The sequence below is a fragment of the Buttiauxella sp. 3AFRM03 genome (genome assembly GCF_003675305.1).
GTDB lineage: Bacteria > Pseudomonadota > Gammaproteobacteria > Enterobacterales > Enterobacteriaceae > Buttiauxella > Buttiauxella ferragutiae.
On the sequence record NZ_CP033076.1, the window covers coordinates 4,451,558 to 4,473,537 of the forward strand.

The 21,980-nt window shown below is 50.4% G+C and carries 25 protein-coding genes, 1 tRNA gene and 1 pseudogene; 17 read left to right on the forward strand and 10 right to left on the reverse strand.

Annotated features, from left to right (window positions below; translation table 11 throughout):
- Window positions 1-21 precede the first annotated feature (21 nt).
- Complete coding sequence (catA, locus tag D8682_RS22190) at window positions 22-948, forward strand: catechol 1,2-dioxygenase (RefSeq protein WP_121815149.1); 927 nt, start codon at window positions 22-24, stop codon at window positions 946-948.
- 43 nt (window positions 949-991) lie between these two features.
- On the opposite strand, the gene D8682_RS22195 is transcribed toward catA, so the two are convergent.
- The 3 genes from D8682_RS22195 to D8682_RS22205 form a co-directional block, all read right to left on the reverse strand.
- The gene (locus tag D8682_RS22195; RefSeq protein ID WP_121815150.1) at window positions 992-1,267 is read right to left on the reverse strand and encodes a type II toxin-antitoxin system RelE/ParE family toxin; all 276 of its coding nucleotides are present in this window, start codon (window positions 1,265-1,267) and stop codon (window positions 992-994) included.
- Window positions 1,268-1,549: a CopG family ribbon-helix-helix protein gene (locus D8682_RS22200; protein ID WP_121815151.1), complete on the reverse strand. Its 282-nt coding sequence runs from the start codon at window positions 1,547-1,549 to the stop codon at window positions 1,268-1,270.
- A gap of 105 nt (window positions 1,550-1,654) precedes the next feature.
- A complete protein-coding gene (locus tag D8682_RS22205) occupies window positions 1,655-2,086 on the reverse strand; it encodes a hypothetical protein (RefSeq protein WP_083963319.1) in 432 nt (143 codons plus the stop codon).
- A gap of 828 nt (window positions 2,087-2,914) precedes the next feature.
- Between D8682_RS22205 and D8682_RS22210 the strand changes: the two genes are divergently transcribed.
- Together D8682_RS22210 and D8682_RS22215 are read left to right on the forward strand one after the other, a co-directional pair.
- Window positions 2,915-3,487: a lysozyme gene (locus D8682_RS22210; protein ID WP_121815152.1), complete on the forward strand. Its 573-nt coding sequence runs from the start codon at window positions 2,915-2,917 to the stop codon at window positions 3,485-3,487.
- Between the two features lie 210 nt (window positions 3,488-3,697).
- The gene (locus D8682_RS22215; RefSeq protein WP_121815153.1) at window positions 3,698-4,228 is read left to right on the forward strand and encodes a hypothetical protein; all 531 of its coding nucleotides are present in this window, start codon (window positions 3,698-3,700) and stop codon (window positions 4,226-4,228) included.
- A 286-nt stretch (window positions 4,229-4,514) separates the two neighbouring features.
- On the opposite strand, the gene D8682_RS22220 is transcribed toward D8682_RS22215, so the two are convergent.
- Window positions 4,515-5,054, reverse strand: coding sequence for a DUF2058 domain-containing protein (locus D8682_RS22220; RefSeq protein WP_121815154.1), 540 nt, complete (start codon window positions 5,052-5,054; stop codon window positions 4,515-4,517).
- Window positions 5,055-5,287: 233 nt separating this feature from the next.
- Here D8682_RS22220 and D8682_RS27505 point away from each other — a divergent pair, with 233 nt between their 5' ends.
- Complete coding sequence (locus tag D8682_RS27505) at window positions 5,288-5,533, forward strand: hypothetical protein (RefSeq protein WP_370090883.1); 246 nt, start codon at window positions 5,288-5,290, stop codon at window positions 5,531-5,533.
- Window positions 5,534-5,556: 23 nt separating this feature from the next.
- Here D8682_RS27505 and D8682_RS22230 read toward each other — a convergent pair whose 3' ends face one another.
- Window positions 5,557-6,483: a LysR family transcriptional regulator gene (locus D8682_RS22230; RefSeq protein WP_121815155.1), complete on the reverse strand. Its 927-nt coding sequence runs from the start codon at window positions 6,481-6,483 to the stop codon at window positions 5,557-5,559.
- A 168-nt stretch (window positions 6,484-6,651) separates the two neighbouring features.
- On the opposite strand from D8682_RS22230, the gene D8682_RS22235 reads away from it, so the two are divergent.
- Complete coding sequence (locus D8682_RS22235; protein WP_202914353.1) at window positions 6,652-8,025, forward strand: MFS transporter; 1,374 nt, start codon at window positions 6,652-6,654, stop codon at window positions 8,023-8,025.
- A complete protein-coding gene (locus D8682_RS22240; RefSeq protein WP_121815157.1) occupies window positions 8,022-8,477 on the forward strand; it encodes a type II 3-dehydroquinate dehydratase in 456 nt (151 codons plus the stop codon). The genes D8682_RS22235 and D8682_RS22240 overlap by 4 nt, the downstream gene beginning before the upstream one ends.
- Before the next feature lie 149 nt (window positions 8,478-8,626).
- Here the strand turns inward: D8682_RS22240 and D8682_RS22245 are convergent.
- The 4 genes and pseudogenes from D8682_RS22245 to D8682_RS22260 form a co-directional block, all read right to left on the reverse strand.
- Window positions 8,627-9,151 (reverse strand): annotated as a pseudogene (locus D8682_RS22245) (GNAT family N-acetyltransferase).
- A 3-nt stretch (window positions 9,152-9,154) separates the two neighbouring features.
- The gene (locus D8682_RS22250) at window positions 9,155-9,424 is read right to left on the reverse strand and encodes a DUF1778 domain-containing protein (RefSeq protein WP_121815158.1); all 270 of its coding nucleotides are present in this window, start codon (window positions 9,422-9,424) and stop codon (window positions 9,155-9,157) included.
- A 517-nt stretch (window positions 9,425-9,941) separates the two neighbouring features.
- A tRNA-Arg gene (locus D8682_RS22255) sits at window positions 9,942-10,016 on the reverse strand.
- A gap of 202 nt (window positions 10,017-10,218) precedes the next feature.
- On the reverse strand, window positions 10,219-11,172 hold the full coding sequence (locus D8682_RS22260; protein WP_121815159.1) for a formate/nitrite transporter family protein: 954 nt from the start codon (window positions 11,170-11,172) through the stop codon (window positions 10,219-10,221).
- 205 nt (window positions 11,173-11,377) lie between these two features.
- Between D8682_RS22260 and ccmA the strand changes: the two genes are divergently transcribed.
- The 9 genes from ccmA to mlaA all read left to right on the forward strand — a co-directional run bounded on the left by ccmA (window position 11,378) and on the right by mlaA (window position 18,536).
- Window positions 11,378-11,986 carry a cytochrome c biogenesis heme-transporting ATPase CcmA gene (gene ccmA, locus D8682_RS22265; RefSeq protein WP_121815160.1) on the forward strand — a complete coding sequence of 203 codons (609 nt, stop codon included), beginning with the start codon at window positions 11,378-11,380 and terminating at the stop codon, window positions 11,984-11,986.
- Window positions 11,983-12,642 (forward strand): heme exporter protein CcmB, encoded by a 660-nt coding sequence (gene ccmB, locus D8682_RS22270; protein WP_064544691.1) that lies wholly within the window; start codon window positions 11,983-11,985, stop codon window positions 12,640-12,642. Before ccmA ends, ccmB begins: the two co-directional genes overlap by 4 nt.
- A gap of 117 nt (window positions 12,643-12,759) precedes the next feature.
- Window positions 12,760-13,497 carry a heme ABC transporter permease gene (locus D8682_RS22275; RefSeq protein WP_121815161.1) on the forward strand — a complete coding sequence of 246 codons (738 nt, stop codon included), beginning with the start codon at window positions 12,760-12,762 and terminating at the stop codon, window positions 13,495-13,497.
- Window positions 13,494-13,706: a heme exporter protein CcmD gene (ccmD, locus tag D8682_RS22280; protein WP_121815162.1), complete on the forward strand. Its 213-nt coding sequence runs from the start codon at window positions 13,494-13,496 to the stop codon at window positions 13,704-13,706. The genes D8682_RS22275 and ccmD overlap by 4 nt, the downstream gene beginning before the upstream one ends.
- The gene (gene ccmE, locus D8682_RS22285) at window positions 13,703-14,182 is read left to right on the forward strand and encodes a cytochrome c maturation protein CcmE (protein ID WP_064544697.1); all 480 of its coding nucleotides are present in this window, start codon (window positions 13,703-13,705) and stop codon (window positions 14,180-14,182) included. The genes ccmD and ccmE overlap by 4 nt, the downstream gene beginning before the upstream one ends.
- Complete coding sequence (locus D8682_RS22290; RefSeq protein WP_064544699.1) at window positions 14,179-16,131, forward strand: heme lyase CcmF/NrfE family subunit; 1,953 nt, start codon at window positions 14,179-14,181, stop codon at window positions 16,129-16,131. The genes ccmE and D8682_RS22290 overlap by 4 nt, the downstream gene beginning before the upstream one ends.
- On the forward strand, window positions 16,128-16,685 hold the full coding sequence (gene dsbE / locus D8682_RS22295) for a thiol:disulfide interchange protein DsbE (RefSeq protein WP_064544701.1): 558 nt from the start codon (window positions 16,128-16,130) through the stop codon (window positions 16,683-16,685). Before D8682_RS22290 ends, dsbE begins: the two co-directional genes overlap by 4 nt.
- Entirely contained in the window at window positions 16,682-17,764 is a 1,083-nt protein-coding gene (locus D8682_RS22300) for a cytochrome c-type biogenesis protein CcmH (protein ID WP_064544703.1), read from the forward strand. The genes dsbE and D8682_RS22300 overlap by 4 nt, the downstream gene beginning before the upstream one ends.
- A 13-nt stretch (window positions 17,765-17,777) precedes the next feature.
- A complete protein-coding gene (gene mlaA, locus D8682_RS22305) occupies window positions 17,778-18,536 on the forward strand; it encodes a phospholipid-binding lipoprotein MlaA (RefSeq protein ID WP_064544704.1) in 759 nt (252 codons plus the stop codon).
- A 66-nt stretch (window positions 18,537-18,602) separates the two neighbouring features.
- Here mlaA and fadL read toward each other — a convergent pair whose 3' ends face one another.
- Window positions 18,603-19,925 carry a long-chain fatty acid transporter FadL gene (gene fadL, locus D8682_RS22310; protein WP_064544706.1) on the reverse strand — a complete coding sequence of 441 codons (1,323 nt, stop codon included), beginning with the start codon at window positions 19,923-19,925 and terminating at the stop codon, window positions 18,603-18,605.
- 375 nt (window positions 19,926-20,300) lie between these two features.
- Here fadL and D8682_RS22315 point away from each other — a divergent pair, with 375 nt between their 5' ends.
- Both D8682_RS22315 and D8682_RS22320 read left to right on the forward strand, forming a co-directional pair.
- Entirely contained in the window at window positions 20,301-20,585 is a 285-nt protein-coding gene (locus tag D8682_RS22315; RefSeq protein WP_064544709.1) for a YfcZ/YiiS family protein, read from the forward strand.
- A gap of 151 nt (window positions 20,586-20,736) precedes the next feature.
- On the forward strand, window positions 20,737-21,888 hold the full coding sequence (locus tag D8682_RS22320) for an integrase core domain-containing protein (protein WP_121813461.1): 1,152 nt from the start codon (window positions 20,737-20,739) through the stop codon (window positions 21,886-21,888).
- Window positions 21,889-21,980: the final 92 nt, after the last annotated feature.

A 21,980-nucleotide genomic window follows, 5' to 3' on the forward strand; every position in this document is an offset into this window, starting at 1 on the left:
CCCTACAGTGAGGAATATAAAATGACAGTGAATCCAGTAAAAACATCTGAATTAGAAAAGTTACTTGCTATCAGCAGCGGGTTAGTTTCACAGCAAGGCAACGAGCGCTTAAAAGTCATTCTGCATCAAGTGCTGGGTGATATTTGCCAGACCATCAAAAAATACGATATTACCGATGAAGAATTCTGGCTGGCGGTTAATTACCTGAATGAATTAGGCGAGCGTAAAGAAGCGGCATTATTAGCGGCGGGTTTAGGGCTGGAACATTATCTGGATATCCGTGCTGATGAAAAAGAAGCGGCAGCCGGAATTGAGGTGGGAACACCTCGTACCATCGAAGGCCCGTTGTATGTGGCAAATGCGCCATTAAGCCAGAATTATGCGCGCATGGATGACGGCACAGAGCAGGCTGAAATCATGTGGTTACAAGGCAAAGTGACGGACTCCAACGGCAAGCCAGTTGCTGGGGCGGTTGTTGATATCTGGCACGCCAACACGCTGGGGGGATATTCATTCTTTGATCAGTCGCAAAGCCAATACAACTTGCGCCGCCGCATCCAGACCGGTGCCGATGGCAGCTATGCCGTGCGCAGTATTGTACCGTGCGGCTATGGTTGCCCGCCAGATGGCCCAACGCAAAAACTGCTGACTGCCGTGGGTCGCCATGGCAACCGCCCGGCGCATATCCACTTCTTTGTCTCAGCGCCTGGTTATAAACATTTAACCACCCAGATTAACCTGAATGGTGATGCTTATTTATGGGATGACTTTGCTTTTGCCACCCGTGAAGAATTAATTGCCGACCCGCTTAAAATTACCGACACGCACATTGCAGAACAGCGCAAAATTAACCAACCGCACACCGAAGTGAATTTCGACTTCACGCTGGTGGCGGCAAGCGATAATAGCGATGAAGCCAAAATTAAAAGAATGCGCGTGATGGAATAAGACGGGAAATATTAGATCTGAGAGGCAGCGTGATTCTGCTGCCTTATCTATTTTCTCGCGTATGCCATACCCGCAGAATATGCAGCGAATTAACCTTGAGTTCATAGTGCATTTCATAGCTGCCAACAATCAGACGGCGTACTTCGCGTGGCTCATATTTTTCCAGCATCGGTCCCATGCGTGAGTATGTTAGTAAATTTGCTGGAGCAACCACCAATGATTGAAGAACGTGTGCGGCCGCTTCTGCATTGGCTTTAGCAAGAAAGGCATGGAGCCGATCTAGATCCTGCAATGCGTGATCGGTCCAGAAAACCTGCATTTATTTGCGCCTGGATTGAGGTGTTGTGAGTGGGGTTTCAGTGTTCAGACTGTTTACCCATTTCATGACATCAGCATGTTCAACCACACGCCCTTCGTCAACATCCTGCATCCCTTGCAAAATCATCTGATGACGGCTTTCTTCCTGCTCAATGATCGCGGCCAATGCCTGCTTAACTATCCAGCCACGAGAGCGGTCATAATTTGCTGCCAGTTCATCGATTTTTTCAGCCATCTCAACGGGTATATGAGCGGTAATAACTCTGGTTTGTGATTGTCCCATGGGAATTGCTCTATATGATTAAAAGTTAATCATAGCTAATCATCGGTAAGGGGGCAACGCTATTCAGGTGCAGTACGCTAACCCCCTGGAGAAAAACGTTGCTGCCTAACCGTGCAAAAATCGCGGTGCCTGCAAATCCTCGACCAGTTCATTGATTAACTCAAATAACATGCCAGTTAATGCGCGGTTCACATCCGCCGAATGGGCACGGCTTAATAATGTTTGGGTGAGCGCGTGGCAATACTGGCGCTGTATTTCTGAATCGTGATTCACCTGTATTTTGACTTCTTTTTCGACGGTGAGGCATTCCACCAGATAAGCAGGCAGCGGCTGCTCAAAGGTGGTTTTCATCACTTCCAGACAGTGCGCAATTCGCCCGCAAAGCGCTTGTTGTTCGGTTACTGTTTTGCATTCGATCAGCTCATCGGCAAGCAATTCGCAGACATTGAGGATCTGGAATAAATCCATGCTGGCGGTAATGGGGGAAAGCAGGGCGTTGCTGGAGTGCAGCTGAGAAAAATTTTGAGCTGACATCATGATGATTGTCTCCGTAGCGAGAGTTATAAACTTCGTCACCACCGGAGTTCCTACGCTCAAGTTGGTGGCGCTAATGGGGGTAGGAATACCAGACTCTCTACGATAGCTGGCCAACCCGAAGGTTGCCCCATCAGCGCCACCGTTGATAAGGATAAAGGTGTGCGAGTGCTGCGACAATCAAAAAGACGCTAACGCCATGATTTCGCCATAGAGAGTGCTCAGGTTCCTACGCCCGACACCAGATTTTGCTGGTGCGCAGAAAGAATACGACCTAAGGTTTGCAGCTGACAAGTCAGATTGTTGGGTTTTCAGCGTTGCATTTGTGCGATGCGAGACTGCTCGCAGAATTGTTGTTTCAGGAACCTCAAAGATTTTTATGCAATCGGTTATAGCGTATTGAAATGTCTTCTTTGCTCTTTTGCCGCATTACTCGGCGGAGTCTCGCCCCATTGGGGCCAGCGCAAGCGCTGTTAAAAAGGCTGAAACCATTTATTCTGCAACTCGAATGCTAACGAGTATATAAATGAACCTTTTAGGTGAGGAATAGATTTGATTAACGCTGCTTAAATATTAGATGATACCGAATGATAATATCAGACATTGGTGCTATTGAATAAATAAAAATAAGAAATTTATTGGTTATTTGGTATGGCGCAGTTATTCATAACTTATTGATTTTTTGTCATTGCATTTTTCTTGAGTTATTTTTCAAGATAAATATATTTTCGTGGCAGGCTTTAGAAAGCCACTTGAATTTTATTGACTATACTTATCTAAATGTTGGCTATATTTTAAATCTTGGTGGTTGATAAATAATATGGAGGCGTTATGGCTAAAACATCAAAAGTTATTGTCGGCAGAAATACATGGGATCGTGAGACAATTCCCCTTTCTGCAACATCCGTAGTAAAACGAATAGAGGGGTTTTATAGCTCGCCCTATGATGATAACGGGGCAAAACCAGGAGGGACGTGGACTATCGGATATGGCACCATAATTGACGCACAAGGCAAAGCAGTTACTTCGCAAACACAACCGATCACAGAAGCAGAAGCTGAAACGCTACTTCGGCGAGATATGGAAGGAGCTACACGCGATGTCGCACTACGAGTGAATGTACCTCTGCTAGAGTGCGAAGCCGCAGCGCTCATCTCGTGGACATATAACCTTGGTGGTGGAAATTTAGCAAAATCAACAATGCTGAAGTGTATAAATTCAGACCAAAGGTCGAGCGTGCCTGACGAGATGCGTAAGTGGATTAATCAAGAAGGTAAGCCGTTGCTCGGTTTGCTGCGACGGCGCTGGGCAGAAGCGGCAATTTTCATTGGCATAGATTCTGTAAATGCCTGTATCAGAGCGTGGAATGAAATTGAAAGCCTGGACGATTGGCCATCATTTTAATTAACCGTGTCGGTTTTTTATCATAATGAATATATCAGGGACGAAAAACCAATTCTGAAAAATGACGAGATTTATCGTGCAGTTCTGCTGCGCGAATTAGTTTGTTGTGATAATGGTATTGATACATGATTTTGACGAGAAAAAAAACAGGATCTATTACTTCCCCCCCTGTTAATGCTTAAATGAAAATCCTTATGATGAGTACGAAAAATGGAACCAATTCTAGTTATTGTGTGGATTGCTGTAGTTGTTTTTGCAATGACATCATTAATAGCATTGTTATATCTTTCTGGTTTTTTGCCTAGTGTTAATCCTGATCATGGTAAGTATCTATTCAAGATACTCATTGTGGAAATAGTAATTGTATCAGTATCTTCTTTCAGCTATTACATACAGGCCCAGTCACACCCTAAAGATCTGCTCACAATACCTCTTTCAAATGTCATGTTAAAAGAGCAAGACGAGGTAATAGCTGCTAAGGATGAGAATAAAATGCTATTTATACGATCTCCGGATGTAAGCAGAGCAAGGAGAAAGGCAGAGGTTCAAATATCCAACCAACAAAGCTTCTCGAATTCACGCCCCCTAATATTAGAGCCAGACGCACCACAATCTGTTGATGTTTCTGGGAAAAAATATAAAATTTACTATATGCAAATGGGTACGTTAGATCCAGACCCAAGAGAAAAACAGGCACATCCAAAAGATTTTGTTCTTTTATCAATAGAAAAGTCGAATTAATCACCAGGCGTTGTTGTAAGTATTTAGACGGCAATAACTATTATCTGGTTTATGTCATGCACAATTCAGGTTTAGTACCTGAATTGATATTTTAATCGGTTATTATACCTGCTTTATGACGGAATAATTCAGAGTCTGAAACTGGGTTTCAGAATTTCATAGTAAGAGGGGATAGCTTTTTCTGTATACGCTTAAATTTAGGAGATACGACTTATTGAGATGAGGGCAACGGAGTCAGCCCGTTGCCCTATGAGATTCTGACCAGCTAAACACCTGGAAATCTTGATTACCACATCAAATCATCAGGAACGATGAAATCTGCGTATGGATCTTCTTCGTCCTGCGCTTCCTGGCTGAGCGCGCTATTCAATACAATATAGCTCGCATCACGCTGGGCAATTTTATCGGCGACACTCGCGGGGATAATCGCGTATTCACCGTCAGGGTTACTGTCTGTAACCAGACGAGCGATGGCGAGGCGGCCATTAGTTAATTGAGTTTGCGTTACCTTATCCACATAGACTTTTTTAATTAAATTATTATCTGTGAAGTTGTAACCAATATCACCTTTTGGAATAACAATTCTGTTCATTTCAATGAGTTGTTTTATCTGCGCTTTTAATTCTTTAGATAACGTAGCTTGCTTTTGTTGCTCGCTTAACTGTTTATCACGTTCGATCTGTGCCTTTTTATTTTCTTCCACAGCCTCTCTTGCCTCACGAGCCTGAACCCGCGATTTTTTAGCCGTTCTTTGTACTTTCGCTACTTTTTTACTGCTGACTAAGCCAGCTTTAAGCATCTGTTCTTGTAATGTGAGTTTTGTCATGTTCGTGTCTAAAACCAATAAAAAATGTTGAGGGGATTATACCTTTAATTTTCGAGGCTGTGCGAGGTTGTAGGAGCCAGAGTGCATCAGTTTGGTTTAACGCCTTGTAAGGCTGTGGTTTGGCGGTACCTGATGTGTTGCACGAGTAAAAATCACCCGAATGCATGATTTTATGTGATGCAGATCACGTTCATGGTGAGGTGTTCCTTGTGAACACATCGTGACACAACCAGATAAGGTGGTCAGAAATGAAATATTATTTTGCTGCTTTGTTGTTATCTGCCATTGCCGCACCTTGTTATTCGCAAACTGTGGAGACCGAGAGTAATCAACCTGTCCCTAAAAGGACCAGCACCAGCGAGTATCAGCTCCAACACGCCCAGTCTTTCGGACCGGGAGTATTGGAGCTTGATACGGAGTGTTACAGCTTACCGAAGCCGGAGCATCAGCCCGGTGTAAATTGTGTCCCTGATTATTAAAACTCGGTCTTCCCCCAGTCATCTCATGGCTGGGGTTTAGTTCCTGTCTTTTTCATCTCAGCTGCCTCATCCCAACCGTGGGCTTCATTGATAAAGTGCAGTACTGCGCTTGAACGCTCATCAATCCTTGAAATCAACAACAACTCACTCACCATTTCCGGTTGATCCAGCGGCACAATCCTTATCCCAGGCATGGTTAAGTGGGTGATGGTTTCTGGCACGATGCTCAGCCCAATGCCTGCTGCGACCAGGCCGGGAATACTCATCAGCGACGGGACATACATAATGTTCTCAGGGTGCAAATGGTTTTGTCGGCACGCCTGAAGAGTATGTGAGGTCAAGCCGATACCGGCAGCGTCTTGCAAAAACACGAATTTCTCGTGGCGCAGCGTCGACAGATCACTGGTAAAACTATCTGCCAGCTCGTGGTTATCCGGGATCAGCAACACCAGTCTCGACTTGCTGAATTGATGAATGCGCAGACGGTCCGGCAGGTGATCTTTAAACACCCTGGCAAAGGCCAGATCCAGTTTATGGTCGAGCAACATTTCGAACTGCGCGCTAATTCCCGCATCCACCAGCGAGACTTTGACGTCGGGGAAGGTGCTGAAGTAGTGCCGCAGTAATTGCGGCAGGTTGGCCTCGAATAACGCCGAGTGATAGCCGATGTTTATCTCACCCACCTCGCCACGCCGGGCACGCCGTGCTGCGGCAATCGCCAGCTTACCGGACTCGATGGATTGCCGCGCATGGGGTAAAAATGCCTCGCCCGCCGCGGTCAACACCACGCCACGGTTTTCCCGCCGAAACAGCGCCAGCCCCAGCTCAGACTCAAGAGTACGCATTAACTGGCTCAGTGCGGGTTGCGCAATGCCCAGTTGTTCGGCCGCCCGGCTGAAATGCTGCAAATCTGCGGCGACAACGAAGGCTTTCAAATGACGTAGTTCCATAATCCTCAGTGATAAGTTGAGCTTATCTATTTATCGTAATTTTGATAATTATTCTGCAGAGGGGATGCGCTAATGTCTACTGACTTCGACGTTTCCTGCGTGCACCTGTGCCGGAGCGGAGTGGTATGGATATCCTGCAACCATAATAATTAAAGGACCACTACCTCAATGAATACAACAACTCACGCGAGTCATGACCTACGCATGCCCCGCAAAGCGGTCACCGCCGCGACCATAGGTACTGCCCTGGAATGGTTTGATTTCACGCTGTATGGCGCGGTGTCAGCAACCATTCTGCCTAAATTGTTTTTCCCGGCGATGGAGCCGACCGCCGGTTTGCTCGCCTCGCTTGCAACCTTCGGTGTGGGTCTGGCCGCTCGCCCTGTGGGCGCGATCACCTGCGGTTATCTCGGTGACAAATTGGGTCGTCGCAACCTGATGTTGGCAACCGTGACACTGATGGGTCTGGCATCAGTACTGATGGGCCTGTTGCCGACCTATGCCCAGGTCGGTATTTGGGCACCCATATTGCTGGTTATCCTGCGAATTATTCAAGGTTTCGCGCTGGGCGGTGAGTCCACTGGGGCACAACTGATGGCGCTGGAGCACGCTTCTCCAGACCGACGCGGGCGTTATTCCGGCTTACTCGGCCTGTGTTCACCACTCAGTCAGATACTGGCCAACGGCGTGTTGATGGGGCTTGCCGCGACACTATCAACCGCGCAATTCGAAAGCTTCGGCTGGCGCATTCCCTTCGTCATGAGTTTCGTGCTGGTGGTGGTCGCCATCTTTATCCGGCTGAAAGTCGACGAAACCCCTGCGTTTGTCGCCCTGAAAAAGACGCCGGTCAAGCAGGAAAAAAGCCCGCTCAAGACCGCGGTAGGCAGCCACTACAAAACCATCCTGCGCCTGATGTTCTTCTTCTGCTCGCCAGCGGCGCTGTTCTATCTGATTGTGATTTTCTCCCTCAGCTACCTGACCAAGCACCTCGGCTTTAGCCAGTCGACAGGCTTTATGTCACTGATGGTGGCAAACATGTGCGCGATTTTTGGTGCGCTGGCGGGAGGGTATTTGTCCGATCGTTGGGGGCGCAAAAAAGCACTGGCCTTTGGTTCGTGCATGACCCTGCTGATCCTGTTCGTCTACTTCCCGATCCTCAATACATTAAACGTCGGGGCGATCATGGCTGTTATGGGGTTGTTCCTTGGCTTCACCCAGTTTCAGAGCGGCATCCAGCCCGTGGCCTTCGCCGAAGCGTTTCCAACCCAGGTGCGTTATTCGGGTTCCGCACTGGCCTACACCGGCGCAAACCTGGTGATCGGTGGCCCGATGCCGATGATCGCCGTGTGGTTGATGAGCCAGTCGAACAACTCGCCATGGCCTCTGGTGACGCTGTGCGCTGCTATCAACCTGATCTCGCTTGCCATGATCCTCATTGGCCCAGAAACCCGCGGCATCGACCTGAATACCGTCGCAGCACCTGACACGGAAGCAAATGCTGCTTCAGCTCTCTTTTCAAATAACACAATAGGACGACCATGAACCGCACCGTCTTCATCCTTAACGGCCCAAACCTGAACCTGTTGGGTCGTCGTGAGCCGCACATTTACGGACACACTACGCTCGAGCAGATACGCCAACGCAGCGAACGGCTCGCCGGAGAACTTGACCTGGTATGCGATTTTCGCCAGACCAACCACGAGGGCGTGATGGTCGACTGGATTCAGGAAGCCTTCGAGCAGGGCGCTGCGGTAATCATCAACCCGGCCGGCTTTTCGTTTCATTCGATTCCGGTGCTCGATGCCCTGAAGATGCTCGACACACCGCTGATTGAACTGCATCTGTCGAACATCCATGCCCGTGATGAACTGCATCGATACTCAATTATGTCGGGCGTGGTCAATGCCGTGATTTGTGGCATGGGGGCCGACGGTTATCCTTTGGCGATCCGCGCCATAGATGATTTGCTGCGCAGGCAGGTGGTTAACAACTGATCCTTTTTCGACGGATGCATGCAGGGCGGTCCAGAGGCAGATAAGTGCCGGGGCCGCCTTTTCATGTTTTCAGTTGCAAGCTTAGGAAGCAAAACGTCAGCGATTGGGGAATAGAGTCTGGAGGAGACGGGATGTATTGGGACTTCTCGTTATTGGTCTTCAAACAGCTTTTCGATGGACTTCGTTGGATAGAAAAGCGAATTTTCGTTACTTCCTGTAAGGGTAATGAAACCTAGTTTTAAGTAGAATTGTTTTGCCCGCGCATTTATAGCTTCAACAAACATTCCATGTACACCAACCGCCAGGGAAGCCAGATAAACGACGTTCATCGCATGCGTGACGAGTGTGCTTCCCCATTCTTGTCCCTGAAGGGATTTGTGAACGGCCAGACGACCCAATGTGACACCTGGAACATTGGCATAAGGCACTTTCCGCTTCAGTGAATTCGATGGAAGCGTTTCCTTTTAAAAAAAGCTACCAGTAAGAGTGTAATAACCGACGACCTTCGGATTCGGCTCTTTAGTCAGAAGCAAATAACCCCGCAAAATTCGACCACTATGCTGGCGTGCAAGATGTGCAGTAAGAAAATTATTTAGCGACTCCTCACCACAATCGAAGCCCGAAAAATCATATTCGATATCTTCTGAAAAAATCTCAATGGTCAAATTAGCCACGTCCTACTCCATGTTTTGTAGACGCTTAACAGCTCGATTCAGCCTCTCATTCGGAGCAGGCGGATTGCTGATGGCATCCATCACAAGGTTCCATGATTCTTCGTTGAGGAGCAGACGACGATGCTGCTCAATAATTTCCGCTGCTCGTTCTGAGGCACTGGCAACCATAAACTGGGTAATCGTCTGGTTGGACATGGCTGCCGCTTCTTCGATCATGCTCTTGTCGTCATCGGTTAATCTGAGATCGATGCGCTGTTTCTTCAATGCTGACATTACGTGCTCCTTGCCTGTTCACGCTATGCGGCAGTCATTCTCTTCGCTTCAGTTATTCAAAGAGATTTAAACTCATCTGAATTGTACGGCTTAGTTCCGTACGTCAGCTATAGAGATCGTCGACAAATCATTCAACTCGTCATTTTTAAATTATGAGTTCCGGATCCCGCGAATGTGTTCTGGAGACGCCAATACCACAGCTAACTCAGAGGTGAATGACGTGTTTAATTAGCTTATCTTACGCTCGCTGGTTTTCAGGTGACAAGTAGAATAATGGGAGTTACAGCGTTGCATTTTTGATGTGCGAAGGGGCTCGCAAACAACAAATTAAGACTGGATTAGTAGGGTGGATAAGCGGCAGCGTCATCCACCATTTGCTGCATATTGTCGGAAGACGCTTCGCTTTTCCGACCTACAAAAAGCGGATGTGAGAAGACGTTGAGATACGGAAATATGGTTATGTAGGCTGATTTATTGGGTTTTTGTAGTCTTGGGTAGACGATGGGATATATGTAAATGGTGTCCCCTGCAGGAATCGAACCTGCAACTAGCCCTTAGGAGGGGCTCGTTATATCCATTTAACTAAGAGGACTCATACCCTTCATACTTTAAATTGTGGAGGTGTTGGCTGCATTCACAAATCCCAGTCACTTACTCAAGTAAGCTCCTGGGACTTTGTTCTCTTGCCGCCTACCCACAATTCAAATTATTTTGGGTATTGCGGGCAGTAGTATACCCGCTTTTAGAGCGGAGTTAAGGGGCAAACAGGCTGATTGCCTGAAACGTAACCAGTTTTATCTGCGTTGCGCCTGTTTTCCGCTTTTGCCGTCTTCCACTTCCTGTTTGCGTTTTGCTTCAGCTTTCGCCTCGGCTTTTTTCTTATTGCTCATATCGTTACGGATTTGTGCGTGGCTGATCAGCGCGAAGATAAATGTTCCGCCGCAAATGTTGCCTGCAAGCGTGGGTAATGCGAATGGCCAGAAGAAATCGCTCCAGTGGATGGTGCCGTTAAAGACCAGGTAGAGAATTTCTACAGAGCCGACCACGATGTGGGTTAAATCACCCAGTGCGACGAGCCAGGTCATGATGATGATCACCACTATTTTTGCCGCACCCGCCGCCGGGAACATCCACACCATGGTGGCGATAATCCAGCCGGAAATAATGGCGTTGGCAAACATTTCACCTGCGGTGTTGTGCATGACTTCCATGCCGATGGTGACGAAAGCATCCCGCGTTTCTTCGTCGAATATTGGCATATATTCAAACGCAAACGCGGCAAGCCCGGTGCCGATAATATTACCCAGTAGCACCACGCCCCATAAGCGCAGCAACAGCAGGAGGTTTGCCCCGTTGGGTTTGTGCATGACAGGCAGTACGGCGGTGACGGTGTTTTCGGTGAACAACTGTTGGCGCGCCATGATGACGATAATAAACCCAAAGGTGTAGCCGAGGTTTTCCAGTAAAAAGCTGCCGGGTACACCTTCGAGATTGACGTGAAATACCCCTTTCGCCAGCAGCGATGCGCCCATCGATAAACCCGCCGCAATCGCCGACCACAGCAATGCCATCGCGTCCCGTTCTAACTCTTTTTCACCGTCCTGACGGATATGTTCGTGGATGGCCATCGCCCGCGAGGGTAGGCGTTCCTCATCGACTTCTATCTTTTCGCCGTGATCTTTCTCATCACTTTCGACCTCGATGGCATCGGTGGATTTATCGATTTTGTCTTCTTTTAATTCATCCATATTTCGGGGCACTCGCGGGGTGTTTGTTTCTTTAAGCGTAGCGGTTTTTAGCTCTGTGCCTCCTGGCGTCAGCTAATTCGACTTAATTTTGATCCAGGGGGTAAGGATTACCTCTTTTGGAGTACCGCAACGGCGCGAGCCAATCTGGAGCAAAGCCTATGATGTGTTATGATTTTGCATCCCGAGACAAGGAGTGACTCCTCAAATGCTTGATGCGATTAACCTGACCTGCGTACGTGATGACCGCGTGTTATTTAGCGAGTTGTCGTTTAGCGTACGCCCAGGTGAAATGGTGCAAATCGCCGGGAAAAATGGTGCCGGGAAAACGTCGCTGTTGCGGATTTTGGCGGGGCTGGCACAAGCTGAGGATGGCGAAGTGAAGTGGCAAGGGGAAACGTTATCCCGCGCGCGCGAACACTATCATCAGGATTTGCTGTGGCTCGGGCATCAGCCCGGTATCAAAACGGTTCTCACCGCCTTTGAAAATCTCAGCTTTTATCACACGCAAGGTGCGGAATCACTACGTTGGCAAGCACTTACTGAAGTGGGTTTACTGGGGTTTGAAGATGTCCCGGTTCACCAGCTTTCGGCCGGGCAACAACGGCGAGTGGCGTTGGCCCGTTTGTGGTTAAGCGCACACAAACTGTGGATTCTGGATGAGCCTTTCACCGCCATTGATGCCGCGGGTGTAGAAAAACTCACGCATCAGCTCCAGCGCCATACCGAAAATGGCGGCATGGTCATTCTTACTACGCATCAGCCGCTGGCGGTCGACAATCTGCGCCAGATTCATTTGCAGGAGAAACGGGCATGATGCGCCGGATTTTTCTGCATGAACTGCGAGTGGTGTTCCGCAAAGGGGCGGAAATCGCCAACCCGTTGTGGTTCTTTCTGATCGTTATCACGCTGTTTCCACTGGGGATAGGTCCTGAGCCGCAATTACTGGCGCGCATTGCGCCGGGTGTGATTTGGGTTGCGGCGCTGTTGGCGTCGTTGCTGGCGATGGACAGGCTGTTTCGTGATGATTTTCAGGACGGTTCGCTTGAGCAACTGATGTTGCTACCCATCCCTTTGCCAATGGTGGTGTTAGCGAAAGTGACCGCTCACTGGGTGGTGACCGGTTTGCCATTGCTGATCCTCTCGCCGCTTGCCGCTTTGTTGCTCGGGCTGGATTTTTACGCCTGGAAAGTGATGGCGTTGACGCTGTTGTTGGGGACGCCAACGTTGAGTTTTTTGGGCGCCCCAGGCGTGGGGTTGACGGTGGGGTTGCGGCGTAGCGGTGTGCTGCTGAGTTTGCTGGTGCTGCCGCTGACTATCCCGCTGTTAATTTTTGCGACCGCCGCTATGGACGCAGCCTCTATGCATCTGCCGGTTGACGGTTATATGGCTATTCTTGGTGCATTTTTAGCGGCCAGCGCGACATTAAGCCCGTTTGCTACGGCGGCGGCGCTGCGTGTGAGTGTGCAATAGATTTGTCGGATGACGCTGCGCTTATCCGACCTACGTGAAACATAACATATCAATATTTTGTAGGGTGGATAAGCGCAGCATCATCCACCATTGTTTTGATTTCGTGAGCAAATAATTATGTGGAAATGGTTACATCAGCTCGCTAAACCCGAGCGCCTTTACCAGCTTTGCGGGCTGTTTGTGCCGTGGTTTGCGATGTTCAGCGCGGTGCTGTTAGTGGCAGGTTGTGTCTGGGGTTTTGGATTTGCGCCTGCGGATTATCAACAAGGCCAGAGCTATCGCATTATGTATCTTCACGTACCTGCGGCGATCTGGTCAATGGGCATTTATGGCTCGATGGCGATGGCGGCGTTTATTGGCCTTGTCTGGCAGATGAAAATGTCTGACCTTGCCGTGGCGGCGATGGCGCCAGTGGGCGCGGTGTTTACCTTTATCGCGCTGGTGACTGGTTCTGCATGGGGTAAACCGATGTGGGGAACCTGGTGGGTATGGGACGCGCGGCTGACATCCGAGCTGGTGTTGCTGTTTCTCTATATTGGCGTGATTGCGCTGTATAACGCCTTTGACGACCGCCGTCTGGCCGGGCGCGCGGCAGGGATTCTGGTACTGGTCGGCGTGGTGAACTTGCCGATTATTCACTACTCGGTGGAGTGGTGGAACACGTTGCATCAAGGTTCAACTAACATGCAGCAAAGTATCGACCCTTCAATGCGCACTCCGTTGCGCCTGACCATTTTCGGTTTTCTGGTGCTGTTTGCCACGCTGACGCTGATGCGTTTGCGTAACCTTATTTTACTTCAGGAGCAGCGCCGCCCGTGGGTGATGGAACTGGCGAATAAAGGGAGAAACTCATGACCGGGGCATTTTTGAGTTGGGGTGATTTTTTTGCCATGGGCGGCTACGCGTTTTACGTCTGGCTGGCTGTCGCGCTGACCTTTATCCCGTTGCTGCTTTTGCTGGCACACACCCGTGTGCAGCGTCGTGCCATTTTAAATGCGGTCAGACGCCAACATGCACGGGAAAAGCGTATTCAGGCGGCACAACATGCAGAGGGAACTGAATGAATACTCGTCGCAAAAATCGACTCTATCTGGCGCTGTCTGTGCTGGTGGGGTTAGGGCTCACTATCACGCTGGTGTTGTATGCGCTGCGCAGCAATATCGACCTGTTTTATACGCCGAGCGAAATCCTGTATGGCAAAGGTGAAAGCCATCAGTTGCCTGAAGTGGGGCAGCGTTTGCGCGTTGGCGGCATGGTGCAACCGGGCAGTGTGAAGCGTGATAAAGATACGCTGAAAGTCACCTTCAAACTTTACGATGCCAGCGGCGTAGTCGACGTCAGTTTCGATGGCATTTTGCCAGACTTGTTCCGCGAGGGGCAGGGTGTGGTCGCACAAGGCGAGTTTGAGGCTGGTAATAAGATTGCCGCCAAAGAAGTGCTGGCAAAGCATGACGAAAATTACACCCCGCCGGAAGTGAAAGAAGCGATGGATAAGAACCACCAACGCGCCCCGCAGGCCTATAAGGATAACGCCTCATGATGCCAGAAATTGGCAGTTTTTTGCTTTGTCTGGCGCTTGGCTGGTCATTGTTACTCAGTGTTTATCCGTTGTGGGGCGTAAAGCGTAATGACTCGCGCCTGATGGCCTCTTCGCGTCCGTTGGCCTGGGCGCTGTTTATCACGCTGTGCGCCAGTTTCCTGGTGCTGGTAAACGCCTTTGTGGTGAACGATTTTACCGTGCTGTATGTGGCGAATAACTCCAACAGCGAGTTGCCGGTATGGTATCGCGTTGCCGCCACCTGGGGCGCACACGAAGGTTCGCTGCTGCTGTGGGTGTTGCTGCTGAGCGGATGGACGTTTGCGGTGGCGTTGTTTAGCCGCAGCATGCCGCAAGATGCTGTCGCACGCGTGTTGGCAGTGATGGGGATGATTAATTTCGGCTTCCTGCTGTTTATCATTTTCACTTCTAACCCATTTACCCGCACGCTACCGGATTTCCCTATCGAAGGGCGCGACCTGAATCCTCTGCTGCAAGACATCGGGCTGATTTTCCACCCGCCGTTGTTGTACATGGGGTATGTCGGTTTCTCTGTGGCGTTTGCATTTTCGATTGCCGCACTGATGGCGGGAAAACTGGATTCGGCCTGGGCGCGCTGGACACGCCCGTGGACTTTAGCGGCGTGGTCATTTTTAACCATCGGCATTGTGTTGGGTTCGGCCTGGGCTTATTACGAGCTGGGCTGGGGCGGCTGGTGGTTCTGGGACCCGGTTGAGAACGCCTCGTTTATGCCGTGGCTGGCGGGTACTGCGTTAATTCACTCGCTATCGGTGACGGAAAAACGTGGCAGTTTCAAAGCCTGGACGGTGTTGTTGGCGATTACCGCGTTCTCTCTGTGTTTACTCGGCACTTTCCTGGTGCGTTCGGGCGTGCTGGTTTCGGTACATTCGTTTGCATCCGATCCGGCCCGCGGCATGTTTATTCTCGCTTTCCTGGTGATTGTGATTGGCGGCTCGCTGCTGCTGTATGCGGTGAAAGGCAGCAAAGTCCGTTCACGCGTCGGAAATAGTCTGTGGTCGCGGGAATCCTTTTTACTCGGCAATAACGTGCTGTTGATCGCCGCCATGCTGGTGGTGTTGCTGGGCACGTTGCTGCCTTTGGTGCACAAGCAACTGGGGCTGGGCAGTATTTCTATCGGTGAACCGTTCTTCAACACCATGTTTACCGCGCTGATGGCGCCGTTTGCATTGTTGCTCGGCATTGGCCCACTAGTGCGCTGGCGTCGTGATGAACCACAAAAGCTGGTGCGCAGGTTGGTGGTTGCCGTGGTGGTGACCGTGGCGCTGGCGTTAACTTTGCCGTGGCTAATGCAAGACCGCATCGAAGCGATGACGGTGGTCGGTTTGCTGATGGCGGTATGGGTGTTTGTGCTGGCGTTAACCGAAGTCTACGAGCGTGCTACGTATCGCCATGGTTTGCTGAAAGGCTTATGGAAATTGCCACGCAGCCACTGGGGCATGGTGTTTGGCCATCTGGGGCTGGCGGTGACGGTGGTGGGTATCGCGTTTAGCCAGAATTACAGCATCGAGCGCGATGTGCGCATGAAAGTCGGCGACAGCATCGACATCCACCAGTATCACTTTGTGTTCCGCGATGTTCACGAACTGAACGGCCCAAATTACCGTGGCGGCGTGGGGATTATCGACGTCACACGCAATGGCAAACCTGAAGCCACGCTGCACGCTGAAAAGCGTTTCTACAACAGCAACCGCGCCATGATGACCGAAGCGGCGATTGATGGCGGCGTGACGCGTGACCTGTACGCCGCGCTCGGTGAAGAGCTGGATGACGGCAGTTGGGCGGTTCGCCTCTATTACAAACCTTTCGTGCGCTGGATTTGGATGGGCGGAATTTTGATGACGCTCGGCGGGCTGTTCTGCTTATTCGACCCGCGTTATCGCCAACGCAAAAACATGCCGGAGGCCGCATGAATCGCAAAGTCTTATTTATCCCGCTGGTACTGTTTTTACTGCTGGCTGCGATGCTGCTGTGGCAACTAGCGCGTAATGCGCAGGGCGATGACCCAACCAATCTGGAATCGGCGTTGATTGGCAAGCCAGTGCCGGTGTTTCGTCTCGAATCGCTTGAAAATCCTGGCAAGATTTACGACCAGTCTGTGCTGACTGATGGCAAACCGTTGTTGCTTAACGTCTGGGCGACCTGGTGCCCAACTTGCCGCGCCGAACATCAATACCTTAACGGCCTGAAAGCGCAGGGCGTGCGGGTGGTCGGCATGAACTATAAAGACGATCGCCGCAAAGCCATTACCTGGCTGAATGAATTAGGTAATCCTTACGCGCTGAGCCTGTTTGATGGCAACGGGATGCTGGGGTTAGATCTGGGCGTTTATGGCGCACCGGAAACCTTCCTGATCGACGGCAAAGGGATCATCCGTTATCGCCATGCCGGTGATCTTAACGATCGCGTCTGGCAACAGGAGCTGAAACCGCTGTGGGAAAAATACAATAAGGAGGCAGGCGCATGAAACGCGGTTGGCTAATTCTCATCGCATTCCTGTTCTCCTTTAATGTTCTGGCGGCGATCGATACTTTCCAGTTTAAAGACGAAGCGCAAGAACAGCAGTTCCGCCAGCTCACAGAGCAACTGCGCTGCCCGAAATGCCAGAACAATAGCATTGCCGATTCTAACGCCATGATCGCTTCGGACATGCGTTTGAAAGTTTATGAACTGCAACAGCAGGGGAAAACCAAGCAGCAAATCATCGATTATATGGTGGAACGTTACGGTAATTTCGTGACTTACGAACCGCCAATGACGCCCGCAACGCTGATTTTATGGGTACTTCCGGTGCTGTTTGTGCTGGGCGGTGCGGGTGTGATTGTGAGGCGCAGCCGCAAGCGGCGGGTGCATTTTAGTGACGAGCCTGAAAAAGCAGCGCTGCCTACCGTCAGTAAAAAAGCCCATTTTTGGTTTTTTGCACCGGGAGCGGTGATTTTGCTGGTCGTGAGTTCGGGCGTTTATCTGAAAACGTCGGATATAAAGCAGGTTCGAGCCTGGCAAAAAGTCTCAAATCAGACACCTCAACTATTGCAACGTGCTTTAGACCCGCAAGCCAGGCCGCTGAATATGCCGGAAATGGCCAATCTCGGTCTTGGATTACGCACGCAATTACAGCATGAACCTAACAATATTGAGGGCTGGATGATGCTCGGACGTATTGGTATGGTTCTTAATAATGCATCAACCGCTACACAAGCCTTTGCTCATGCGTATAAACTGTCGCCCACTAACGATAATGTAAAGCTGGGCTATGCTGAAGTATTGACCCGTAGCGGCGACCCGCAGGATAACCAACTGGGTGGTGATCTGTTGCGAGAGTTGCTCAAATCGGATCATACAAATGTTCGCGTTCTAAGCTTGTTGGCGTTTAACGCTTTTGAGCAGCAACATTACTCTGAGGCAATAGGTGCATGGCAAATCATGTTGCGAGTTCTGCCAGCAAATGACTCGCGTCGCGCTGTGGTGCAAAGAAGTATTGAGCAGGCGACCGCAGCGCTTGCTGGCGGGGGCGGCACCAAACCTGAGAGCGTAGAACAGCAATAACAGGGAGAGAATTATGAATTTCCGCCTCACTGGGCTGGCATTGGCTGTGACTGTTTTGGTCGGCTGTGCCAGCTCGGGCGATACACAACCGCAAGGGCGTTCGGACCCGCTAGAAGGGTTCAACCGCACGATGTACGACTTCAACTTCAATGTGTTGGACCCGTATGTGGTGCGCCCGGTGGCTGTGGTATGGCGTGATTATATGCCGCAACCGGCACGTAATGGGATAAGTAACTTCACCAGTAACCTCGAAGAACCTGCCTCTATGGTGAACAACTTTATCCAGGGCGACCCGTATCAGGGGATGGTGCATTTCACTCGTTTCTTCCTGAACAGCTTGTTGGGGATGGGTGGGTTAATCGATGTTGCGGGGATGGCGAATCCGAAGTTACAGCGTCTTGAGCCGAACCGTTTCGGTACTACGCTTGGGCATTATGGCGTGGGTTATGGCCCATATGTGCATTTACCGGCATACGGTAGCTTCACGCTCCGTGAAGATGGCGGTGAGTTGGTCGATGATTTGTATGCGCCACTGTCCTGGCTGACCTGGTGGATGTCACTGGGTAAATGGACGCTTGAAGGTATCGAAACTCGTGCGCAATTGTTGGATTCCGAAGGCTTGCTGAAGCAATCTTCAGACCCCTATATTTTGGTGCGTGAAGCCTACTTCCAGCGCCATGATTTCCAGGCCAACGGCGGGAAGCTCACGCCACAAGAGAATCCGAACGCATCAGCTATTCAGGATGATCTAAAAGATATCGACTCTCAGTAACCTTCTGGAATGAGAGACATAAAAAAGGCGAAACTGAGGTTTCGCCTTTTTTTTCACCGTTAACTATTAGAATGCGTAGTTAAAGTTCATGCCGTACAACCAGGCTTTACCTGCAGACTGGAAGGTGTATGGACCTTCTTTGATCTCAACGTTCTGGCCATGCATGTAGGAAACACCGACATCGACAGACGCATCTTCGTTAAATGCGTAGGTGGTACCCGCACTGATCCAGAAGCGGTCCTGATCCGGGATAGAGATTGAACGATGGTCTGCCGGAACTGGGCTATCGTCAAATGCAATACCGGTACGGAAGGTCCAGTTCTTATCCATAAAGTAGGTGGTACCTAAAGCAATACGGTACGCATCTTTAAAGCTTTCATCTTTATAGAACAGAGTCTGGCCGTTGGTGCCAGTGGCTTTCAGCTCCTGGAACTGGCTCCAGCTGGTGTAAGCGATGCTGTAGTGAATCGCCCACTGTGGATCAACTTTGTTATAACCGGACAGTTCCCACATTTCTGGCAGGTTCAGCGTCAGAGAACCTGGAACGGTTTGCCCGTTGGTACCAGCAGGCAAGCCAAATCTGGACAGCAGTGGGTTATACGCAGAAGGCAGGTTGCTCTTATAGTCGCCGTCGAAATCGATTTTGATTTCTGAGCGATACGTTAAGCCGTAACGGTTGTTCTTATCGATTTCATAAAGAATACCGGCGTTCCAGCCATAACCCCACTCGTCACCTTTCAGGTGCGCGATTTGAGTATCGCCAGGAATACGGGAAACCGGGCCTGCCAGTGACGGAGGCAATGCGCCAGAACCGGCAACGATTTGGCCTAAATCACCTGCGTAGCGCTCGATTTTAGCTTTAGCGTAAACCGCATCAAAGCCAAGACCGAAGCTCCAGTTGCTGTTCAGGCGGTATGCGCCGCTCAGATTCAGGTTCATCGTGGTCAGATCGGTCTTACCACCCATCGAACCTGCGGTGTAATCGTCGGCAAATTCTGTCGCCAAACCGTAGTTAGAGGTAACAGAAGCACCCCAACCAAACTGTTCGTTAATCGGTGCAACGAAGTGGATGTTTGGCACCCAGGCGGTCGGTGCGATGTTATTCGCATCGGTGCTGCGGCCTGTTGGTGAGGTTCCGGAAATATTGACGTCGGGATCGATGAAGACGGCACCGCCAGAGAAAGAAGGGCGGTCAAACATCATAATTGTTGCAGGGTTACGGCTGGCAGAGCCCGCATTATCTGCAACTGCACCTTCCCCCGAATAAGCTCGGCCCAGGCCAGAGGAAGAGAACTCGTTTAATTGAAAGCCGGCCGAGTACGCCTGCGAAGAGACTATTGCCACTGCAACCGCGAGGGCTGACTTTGTAAACAGGTTTTTCTGGCTCATGACCAAAACCTCATCGTAGATTTATTTTTATACAAACAATGTTACATACCGTAACAGGAGCGCGAATAGTAGGGGCTGATCTGTTACAGAGAAATCAGACCAGTGGCGAGAGTATAGGTCTGACCAGATGGAGTGTTGCAAGTTTGTATCTAAGAATTTTCAAATTTGATCGTAGAAACGAGATCTGCCTGGCAAAATCGGGTTCTTCGTCACTACGCAAAATAGGTGAATCTTGTTTTAGATCATTTTTAAGTGTGATTTGGGTCACTTGCGGATTTTGACAAGATTAACGACTGGAGTCGCTTCAACAGGGAGCGTAAAATAAGCAGGAATTGTTTAATCCTATTCAATGCGAAATACAGAGGAAATCATAAAATGAGTAAGAACACTGCTGATGAAACCCCGGTTTGCTGCTGTATTGATGTTGGTTCCATCATCGATAACACCGATTGCACAGCAACATACAGCCGCGTGTTTGCAACCCGTGCTGAAGCTGAAGAAACTCTGGCTGCGCTGACCGAAAAAGCACGTGCCGCAGAATCTGAACCTTGCCAGATTGTTCCGCGTTATACCGAAGAAGCTGACGGCGTACGTCTGGATATCGACTTCACTTTCAGCTGCCAGGCTGAAACTATGATCTTCCAGCTCGGCCTGCGTTAAATGTAAAAATGTCGGATGGCGCAAGCTTATCCGACCTACAAGTGCCAATCGTGGGTGGATAAGCGAAAGGGTACAAACCGGGCACATGGGTAACACTTTAGACCGGACACATGGGTAACAGTTATAAACGGTATAGCAGAGGAGACTCACTATGCCCTGGACTGAGACCCGACCCATGCAACGTCTTGATTTCATCCGTGCCAGCCAGACTGGCACGGAGCCTTTCTCCACTCTGTGCCGCCGCTTCGGCATCAGCCGCAAAACTGGCTATAAATGGCTGCAGCGCTTTAACCCTGATGACCCGGCCTCTCTTTTTGACCAGCCCCGTACCCGGCTCACACATCCTGAACGCCTGCCGCCCGGGATTGTTCAGCAGCTTATCGATGTTCGCGTAAAACACCCCGACTGGGGACCTAAAAAAATCCGCGCCTGGCTGATTAATCACCAGGTGCCGTTTGATGTGCCAGCCGCCAGCACTATCGGCGATATCCTGAAGCGTGAGGGGCTTGTCATCCCCCGCACTCATCGTCGCCGTACGCCCGGAAACCGGCAGCCACTGACGACCATCAGCGAGGTCAATCAGGTCTGGAGTGCCGACTTCAAGGGCAAGTTCCGCCTGCTCAGCCAGCAGTACTGTCACCCCTTCACCCTGACCGATAACCACAGCCGGTATCTGCTGTCCTGCGAGGGAACGTTCCGGGAAAGCGAGTCCTTTGTCCGGGGCTGCCTGGAGCGGGCGTTCCTTGAATACGGCCTGCCGGAGGTACTGAAAACCGATAACGGTCAGCCTTTTGCCGGCACCGGTATCGCCGGGCTGAGTCGCCTCGCAGTCTGGCTGATTAAGCTCGGTATCCGGCCGGAACGCATCCGTAAGGGTCATCCTGAAGAGAACGGTCGCCATGAGCGCATGCACCGCTCCCTGAAACACAGCCTGAGCTTCGGTAACCGGAGGGCTTCGCTCGAAGCACAACAGGCCTGGTTCGACAGTTATCGCCGGGAGTTTAATCAGGAGCGGCCGCACGAAGCGCTGGGCGGCCTGACGCCGGGCGGTATCTGGGTACCGTCGCCGAGGCGATGGGACGGGAAAATACCGGAGGTGAGCTATCCGGAAGGGGCAAGAGTGTACCGAGTGGGTCCCAAAGGGGTGATACACATCGGGAAACGAGTGTTCCTGAATCAGGCGCTGAGAGGGGAATATGTGATGCTGGAAGAGCGTAGCGACGGGCTTGAAGCGATAATATTTAACCAGATGGACCTTGCTTACTACGACAGACGTAAGCAAAGTATCATCCGGATAGATTAGGCAGAATGTGTTACCTATGTGGCCGGTCTGATCTGTAACCTATGTGACCGGTCATACAGAAAGCGTCATCCACCTTCTTTCACTTTAATATC